Origin of the sequence: Aliidongia dinghuensis (genome assembly GCF_014643535.1) — a bacterium.
In the GTDB taxonomy this organism is placed as follows: Bacteria; Pseudomonadota; Alphaproteobacteria; order ATCC43930; family CGMCC-115725; genus Aliidongia; species Aliidongia dinghuensis.
Genome location: NZ_BMJQ01000034.1, coordinates 25,103 through 31,952 on the forward strand (window position 1 = coordinate 25,103; position 6,850 = coordinate 31,952).

Consider the following 6,850-nt stretch of genomic DNA (forward strand, 5'->3'; position numbering starts at 1 on the left):
AGGGGCCGAGGGCGTTGACTCTTTCGCGCATAACAGCACGAGGGCCGGCCGCTTCACCGGCCAGTACAAGATTGATATTGCACGGAAGCGGTCATTTGCTTTCACACAGGTTCGGAACGGCAGCTTCCGCCGTATCACCGTCTCAAAACCATCAGTCCGGGAGCGGCCAGTTTCTGTCGTGTTGGGATGCCGATGGGGCGAGCGATGGATGTCGGCTCTTGTTAGAACCCGACATGAAGCGATCCGGGCCGAAATGGCGGGTTTGTCCTGTCGTGGCGTAAGTTACAGTCCAATCTCCCGCTTCCGGCCGATGCTCCAGTCGACCTGTCCCGACGGACCCATCACGCCGCCGACCTGCTTGCTGAGCTGCTGCTCAAGTGCGGGCCTCCACGGAACGAGCTGCAGGCTGGCGCCGTCATCGATCAAGGCAAAGCGCCCCGATGAAAGGGTGACGCGTTGGCGATAGATGCCCGAGACGTGCTCGCCGACCACGGCGGCGCGATACGGCAGGCCTGTTTCGGACGCCAGCCTGGCACCGATCTCGGCCAACTCTCTGTCGCGCAGCGTGCTCAAAAGATCGCGGGCGAAAATGATGCGCTGCCCCTGACGGCGGGCTAGATCCTGTTCGATCAGATGCTCGACGCGCTTCTCCATCGCCTCGCGCACTTCCCGGCCGAAGCCGCCGTTGCCCAGGACGTCATCCTTCGCGAGGAGCTGGCGGTCCAACCAGGTCGCGCCAGGCGCGGTCGTCTGGGTCTCGATCGAGAGGTCGGACCGGGTTGCGAGCGAGAGGCGATGGCGGCCGCCGGCGTCCTCATAGGCGCGCGTCTCGACGATCGCGCCAGGTCGGGCGTCGCCGGTGAATTCCAGGTCCGAGAAGCGAAGATGATGTGTCCGACCGTCTGTGCCGTCGATGACGACATAGGCGGTCCCCTTCAGTTCGTCGTCGAGCCCACGTTCGACCAGGCGGCCGATGACGGGCTGTTCGGGCTCGGCGCCATGCATGGCGAATTGGCTGACATCAGGCTCGCGGCCCGAGCCGGACATGGCGCGGTGCATGGTTCTGATGATATCGCCGCGATCACCCAGCTCGCGCAATGACGCCTCCAAGCTAGGCTTCAAGGACCACTGGGCAGGTCCCACTTGCTCGGCCAGGCCGAGGCGTTCGAGCTTCGTCGCCCGGCCGATCAACAGCCGCTGCGTCTCCGGGTCTTCGCTTCCTCCCGGCCGAAGGTCGGCGACGCCGCCGCCCTCGTCGGCGATATCGCGCAGGGCGCGGTCGAGACTCGTCCAGCGCTCTGCGCCCATCTCCCGTTCGAGAGTGGTGCGGATCTCTTGCTCGCTGCGTGGCCCAAGCTCCAGAGTGACGCGCTCAGCGGCCCGGTCGCGGAACCCGCGGCTGATGTAGTCGCGGCTGATCACCAGGTCCTCGCCGTCGTCGGTGCGCCCGCGGACCAGCACGTGGACATGCGGGTTGTCGGTGTTCCAGTGATCGACCGCGACCCAATCGAGCTTGGTCCCGAGATCGCGTTCGACATCCTGCATCAGCTCTCGGGTGAAGGTGCGCAGGTTCTTGAGTTCTCCGGCGTCTTCCGGCGAGACGATGAAACGGAAGTGATGGCGGTCGTCCTCGGTCCGCTCGGCGAAGGCGTGTTCGTCGGCCTCGTCCGAGGCGGCGTCGAACATCCTGGCGTCGGCACCGTCGCGGGTAACACCTTCGCGCTTCAGGTAGGCCAAGTGCTTCGGCAGCGGAGCCGAGCGGAAGCGCGTGCCGTTGTGGCGAACGACCCTGGCCTTCAGCACCACGCGCCGCGCGTTCGAGCGCAGGCGCACCGAGGCTGCGGCACGCCGGCCCCGGCCGAAGCGAGATCGGCTGCGGCCCTGGCTGGAGCGGAAGCTGCTGCCGACGTGACCTGCCTTCTTTGCGGCGCGCATGACCTCGCCGGCGAAGGTCTTTGGACGCTGGGCGCCACGGTTGCCGTGGCGGATGCGGCCGGGGCGGATGTGCAGTTGGTCGTCACGCGTCGCCATGGCCGTAAATCCATGATTTTCGGCCGGCGATGGCGGTCGATGCGTTGAAATCGTTGATGAAATGCCCGGAAGCGCCAGCAGGTCCCTGTGCCCGAGGCACAAAAATTCCCAACACAACCAACCACTTGCGCCGCCCAGAGGGCCGGCCTTTTACCTTGCCGTCCGTTGGTCGTGTTCCCCTGCTATCCCGTTCCCCGACAGCCTCCGCCATTTCCGCACCCATCACTGGCGCTTCCGCCGACCGGATCATTGCGGTCGCCTCGCTGCTGACAACGAGACGAACAGGCCGTCGGATTGCGGAACGAGCCCGGTCCAATCGCGGACCGGTGCGTCATTCGAGTGCAGCTTGGAAGTCGGCTCCGATGCTGGCGTTTGTGCAGATGCCCCGTCGTTCCGATGGTGCGGAAACAGCGCGGCTTCGGTCCAGGATTTGACGACGGCGGCGAGAATCGTGGTGTCGTCTTCGGCATGTCCGCCGATGATCGGGGCGAGACGGATCAGGTAGGCGCGCGTTTCGGCCGGCAGCGGTCGCCCGGTCGCCACGTGGTCCTCCCACCGCGCCGGTCCTGCGTTGTATGCCGCGAGGAAGCCGGGGATGCCGTAGCGGTCGTGCAACTCCCGGAGATACGCAGCGCCGGCCATGATGTTGTCGTGCGCATCGTAGGGATTGGCGCCAAGACCGTAGCGCCGACGCAGCAATGCCCATGTCTCCGGCATGATCTGCATCAGGCCCATGGCGCCCTTCGGCGAGGTCGCGCGGATGTCGCCGAAGCTTTCCGCACGCATCACGGCGCGTATCCATGCTGCGGGGATGCCGAAGCGGTGTGCGGCCTCCTCAACGACCGCGGACAGGCCGAGCGCGACAGCCGGCGCGGCCGCTAGTTGCAGCGGCGACATCGCCTGGGCGCTTGCGGAGCCGCTCCATAGCGGAATGATGGCGCCCAGAACGGCGAGCGCGAAGCATCTGGCTCGCGCATCGGCGCCCGATCGACTGGCAGCAGCCCGTTGTGACGAGGCCGGGAAGGAGGAAGGGCATTGGCTGGCTGGCCTCATGGTCAGTCTCCCTCCCGCGTCCAGAGGGCGTCGGCCCGGCCGATGATCGTGGTGATGGGCAGAAGCCCGAAATACCGACCGTCGAAGGAGGCCTTCGAGTGCCAGTTCATGAGAAAGACCTCGCCAGGCTGCACGGGACGGCAGCCGCTCCAGACGGGCAGCGGGCGGCCTCTGCTGTCGCTCGCGAGCGCGTCGCCCATGGCGATGCCGTCGACCGTGATCGTACTGCCGACACGGCAGACGACTTGTCCTGGCAATGCGAGGACCCGCTTCAGCATGGGCACGCCGTTGGCGAGGTAGCGCCGCCGATCGAGGAATTCGGCCAGGGGCCCCGGCGGCTTTACGACCAACAGTTCGGTGACGCGGAGATCGCCTGTCGGCCGCACGCGGTAGAGGCCGATCGGCACGCTCGCGCTGGCATTCCAGATGAGCCGGGCGCGGGGCGGCGCGAGCGCAGGCCCGACGATGCAGGCGACCGCTGCGAGGCTCGCGGCGAGCCAGCCGAACCGCGTCATGGCTGCAGCCTCCGGCGCAGCAACCAGGCACGGTGCTGGTCGAGACTATACGGGCGCGGGTCGAAGCCGGCGTTGAGCCGGTTATGGACCTGGCGCCAATGGTCGGGCGCCGCCTCCGCCGGATCGATGTGAAGGGCGTCCACCGCGTCGATCGCCGCAAGTACACGCTCGACCTTGGGCCAGCCGTTGATCCGCAGCAGGATTTCGCCGCCGGGGCGGACGAAGGGCAGCGTCTGGAAGCCTTCACCCGGCGCCACGGCGCGTACGATGTCGATGCGGGAGACGGCGGTGCCGTAGTCGTTCGCGGCCCAGCGCACGAAGGCGAAGATGGTGTTCGGCGCGAAGCTCAGGACGCGGCGACGGCGATCGAGAATGGTCTCGGCGACGTCGCGCCCGAACCTGATCCAGTGCTCGATGCGCTTCTCGTACCAGGTCAGCTCAACGGCGGTCAGGGCGCCGGTCGTGGTGGCCTGCGCGTCGCCCGCATTGCGATCGGCGATCATGAGGCGTCTCGTTTGGTGGAGGGAAATTCGCGGACGAGCAGGTCGCGCAGCATGTCGGCAACGGTCTTGCCGCGCTGAAAGGCGGTGATCTTGATCCGGCCGCGCAGCTCAGGCGTGACGTCGATGGTCAGGCGCGCGGTAAAGGCCTCGTCGGCAGCCGGCGCGCGATCGGCGGAAGCTGGCGCGCGCACCCAGGCGTCCGGATCGCCGGGCCTGGCAGCGAAGCGGCGCTGTGATGGGCGCTCGCTCATAGCGCCACCCGATCGACTTCGGCAGCGAAGGCGGCGATATCGCGCGTAGCAGCGGTGGCGCCATCCATGTCGAAGACCAGGCGGCCCGTGCGTGCGGCGTCGGCGAAGGCGACGCGCTGGCCGATGCGTGAGGCGAGCACGGGAGGGTCATGTTCGGCGAGGCCGTCGGCCGTCTCCCGCGCAATGACGGTACGGGCCACGCACCGATTGAGCACGAAGCGCGCCGCCAGTTCGGGGCGGAAGATGCGCGCATCTTCGAGCAGCTTAAGCATCTCGGCTGAAGCCCAGCCGTCGAACGGCGAAGGCTGGGCCGGGATGAGAACGAGATCGGCGGCGAGCAAGGCCGAGCGCAGCAGGCCGGCGACGCGTGGCGGCCCGTCTATGACGACGTCGTCGACGTCGCGGGCCAGTTCCGGTGCTTCGCGGTGGAGGGTGTCACGGGCCAGGCCGATGACCCCGAACAGGCGCGGCACAGCCTCCTTGGCGCGCTGGGCGGACCAGTCGAGCGCCGACCCCTGCGGATCGGCATCGACGACGGTTACGCGGCGCCCCTGGCGCGCCCAGGCGCCGGCCAGGTGCAGGGCGAGCGTCGTCTTGCCGACGCCCCCTTTCTGGTTCAGGAGCGCGACGATCATCGCCGCCCTCCCGTTCCGGTTTGTCCCCGCGACTCACCGCCCCCAACAACAAAAAAGTTAGATTCTGAGTTAGAGTCTAAGTTAGGCGGCGACGAAGCCACTGATTTGACTTCGGAAAATGCCGTTCCCGGTTCCTGATAGCACGAGGGTCCGGTTCCTGATGGCACGTGCCCGGCGGTTCCCGATAGCACGAGCGGATTCACAGGTTTTCCACAGGCGTCGGCGGCGGATTGTGAATCCCTGACGAAGGCGAGCATCTCCCGGCCGCCGGTCGCGCGGTCGATACCGAGGCGATAACCCGGAAGGGGCTGCCGGCGCGCAATGTCGCGCAGTTCGAAGGCGAAGCGTTTGAACGGCGAAAGGCTCGCCGATTTGGCGTAGAGGTGACGAAAATCGAACCGCCAACCGGCGGATTGCTTGCCGGCGTGCTTGCGCACGAGGCGGTAAAGCCAGCGCTCAAGACCGCCGGTGAGGTCGAAATATGCGCGGTCGATCGTCAGGACGAGCACGTCGTCGAGGACGGCTCTGTAGAACCAGTCCGGCACGATGAGATCGATACCGGCGGCGTGCCCATGTGTGTCGGCGTGTTCCGTCCACTCGTTGATCCAGGAAAAGCGATGCATGCGCCGTTCGCTCACCTGGCGCAGCGATGTCGCCACCGTTGTCGACTGGAGCCGATCCAGCGCTGCCTTCAGGCGATGGTAATCGCGCGCGCTCGTCCCGCGGCCGATGAACGTCAGGATCTCGTATGGCGTCGCCGCCATGAGGCGTGAGGTCCGCAGGCCGGCGTCACGAGCCTGAACGATCTGGGACGCCGCCCAGATGAGGATGTCGGCATCCCAGATCGTGGCGAGACCATGCTCGGGAACGGCTTCGACGCGGATCGCCACCTCGTTCATGCGGTAGTCGATGGGCGTGGTGCGGTGCGTTTTGGCGAGGCTGAAGAACGGATAGGCCATGAGGTCCTGCGCGTCGCGCGGTGCGAGATCGCCTGGCCGCGCGCGGAAGAGTTCGAGCTGCTCACGTTCGGATCGAGGGCGATGGTGCACCGACATGGGAGGTCAGCGCCGGAGCTGTCCGGCCGCCGCCAGCGCGTCGGCGGTGTGGCGCTTGGCCGGCAGCACCGTCGCGGAGCCGGGGTCGGAGGTCGACGCCTTGACGGCGGAATCGACCCAGGCCTGCAGGTCCTCGACGCGATAGACGACGCGCCCGCCCAGCTTCGAGTAGCGCGGACCTGTGCCGTAGATCCGATGCTTCTCGAGCGTGCGGATGGAAAGGCCGACGAAGCGAGCGGCCTCGGGTGTGCGCAGGTAGCGTTGCGGGACGCCATTCATGGGGGCGGACATGGGATACCTCCGTGATCGCAGCGGGGGGCGCCGAATGCCGGCGGCCGTTGTCGATCACGGTGGCGGAGGGCCCGAGCGCGCAGGAGTGCGATGTCGCCAGGGAGCGAGATCGCACTATCGCGGTCGGATAGGTCTCAGATCTTGCGCCGGAACGGGTGCAGGAGGAGGCGCCGGTAGCCGCCGTTCATCAGGCGAAGGCCGAGCCTGACGAGCCGGCCTGTTCGATCGCGCAGATCGTGATCGATCCAGTCGCGCTTGGAGAGATTTCTCGGTCGGAAGAGCGCGGTCGCGATCTCGAATTGCGTGGCGCCGTCGAGTTTTCCATCGAGTGCCCGGAGGGCGAGGATGAGGCGATCGGTGGCTTGGGCGGTGAGTGCGCTCGGATTGGGTGTTATTCGGCGTGGAAAATTGACCCCTGCTGAGGGGTGATCGGTGTCCAAAATTGACCCCCTTGAGGCTGCTGTTGGCAAGCTGCCCGCTCCTGGATGCGAGCGGGTGGTCGGGGGATGTTGGTTG

General features: G+C 66.9%; 9 protein-coding genes. All 9 read right to left on the minus strand.

The features are described 5' to 3' along the window. Positions 1-282: 282 nt before the first annotated feature. Entirely contained in the window at positions 283-2,031 is a 1,749-nt protein-coding gene (locus tag IEY58_RS33280; protein ID WP_189052496.1) for a relaxase/mobilization nuclease domain-containing protein, read from the minus strand. Between the two features lie 246 nt (positions 2,032-2,277). After that, positions 2,278-3,084 (minus strand): lytic transglycosylase domain-containing protein, encoded by an 807-nt coding sequence (locus IEY58_RS33285; protein WP_189052497.1) that lies wholly within the window; start codon positions 3,082-3,084, stop codon positions 2,278-2,280. Between the two features lie 2 nt (positions 3,085-3,086). Beyond that, positions 3,087-3,599: a S26 family signal peptidase gene (locus IEY58_RS33290; protein ID WP_189052498.1), complete on the minus strand. Its 513-nt coding sequence runs from the start codon at positions 3,597-3,599 to the stop codon at positions 3,087-3,089. Beyond that, positions 3,596-4,102: a DUF2840 domain-containing protein gene (locus IEY58_RS33295; RefSeq protein WP_189052499.1), complete on the minus strand. Its 507-nt coding sequence runs from the start codon at positions 4,100-4,102 to the stop codon at positions 3,596-3,598. Before IEY58_RS33295 ends, IEY58_RS33290 begins: the two co-directional genes overlap by 4 nt. Beyond that, a complete protein-coding gene (locus IEY58_RS33300) occupies positions 4,099-4,353 on the minus strand; it encodes a hypothetical protein (RefSeq protein ID WP_189052500.1) in 255 nt (84 codons plus the stop codon). The genes IEY58_RS33295 and IEY58_RS33300 overlap by 4 nt, the downstream gene beginning before the upstream one ends. Continuing rightward, positions 4,350-4,988 carry a ParA family partition ATPase gene (gene parA / locus IEY58_RS33305; RefSeq protein WP_189052501.1) on the minus strand — a complete coding sequence of 213 codons (639 nt, stop codon included), beginning with the start codon at positions 4,986-4,988 and terminating at the stop codon, positions 4,350-4,352. Before parA ends, IEY58_RS33300 begins: the two co-directional genes overlap by 4 nt. After that, complete coding sequence (locus IEY58_RS33310; protein WP_189052502.1) at positions 4,985-6,043, minus strand: replication initiator protein A; 1,059 nt, start codon at positions 6,041-6,043, stop codon at positions 4,985-4,987. The genes parA and IEY58_RS33310 overlap by 4 nt, the downstream gene beginning before the upstream one ends. A gap of 6 nt (positions 6,044-6,049) precedes the next feature. Next, positions 6,050-6,334 (minus strand): helix-turn-helix transcriptional regulator, encoded by a 285-nt coding sequence (locus IEY58_RS33315; RefSeq protein ID WP_189052503.1) that lies wholly within the window; start codon positions 6,332-6,334, stop codon positions 6,050-6,052. A gap of 134 nt (positions 6,335-6,468) precedes the next feature. Further along, a partial coding sequence (locus IEY58_RS33320; RefSeq protein WP_189052504.1) for a DUF2285 domain-containing protein occupies positions 6,469-6,850 on the minus strand: 382 nt, incomplete at its 5' end.

Bases quoted from the DNA above. Each gene is read 5' to 3' on its own strand.
- IEY58_RS33300 (WP_189052500.1), bottom strand. From the start codon at position 4,353: ATGAGCGAGCGCCCATCACAGCGCCGCTTCGCTGCCAGGCCCGGCGAT.
- IEY58_RS33295 (WP_189052499.1), bottom strand. From the start codon at position 4,102: ATGATCGCCGATCGCAATGCGGGCGACGCGCAGGCCACCACGACCGGC.
- IEY58_RS33290 (WP_189052498.1), bottom strand. From the start codon at position 3,599: ATGACGCGGTTCGGCTGGCTCGCCGCGAGCCTCGCAGCGGTCGCCTGC.
- IEY58_RS33310 (WP_189052502.1), bottom strand. From the start codon at position 6,043: ATGTCGGTGCACCATCGCCCTCGATCCGAACGTGAGCAGCTCGAACTC.
- IEY58_RS33285 (WP_189052497.1), bottom strand. From the start codon at position 3,084: ATGAGGCCAGCCAGCCAATGCCCTTCCTCCTTCCCGGCCTCGTCACAA.
- IEY58_RS33315 (WP_189052503.1), bottom strand. From the start codon at position 6,334: ATGTCCGCCCCCATGAATGGCGTCCCGCAACGCTACCTGCGCACACCC.
- parA (WP_189052501.1), bottom strand. From the start codon at position 4,988: ATGATCGTCGCGCTCCTGAACCAGAAAGGGGGCGTCGGCAAGACGACG.
- IEY58_RS33280 (WP_189052496.1), bottom strand. From the start codon at position 2,031: ATGGCGACGCGTGACGACCAACTGCACATCCGCCCCGGCCGCATCCGC.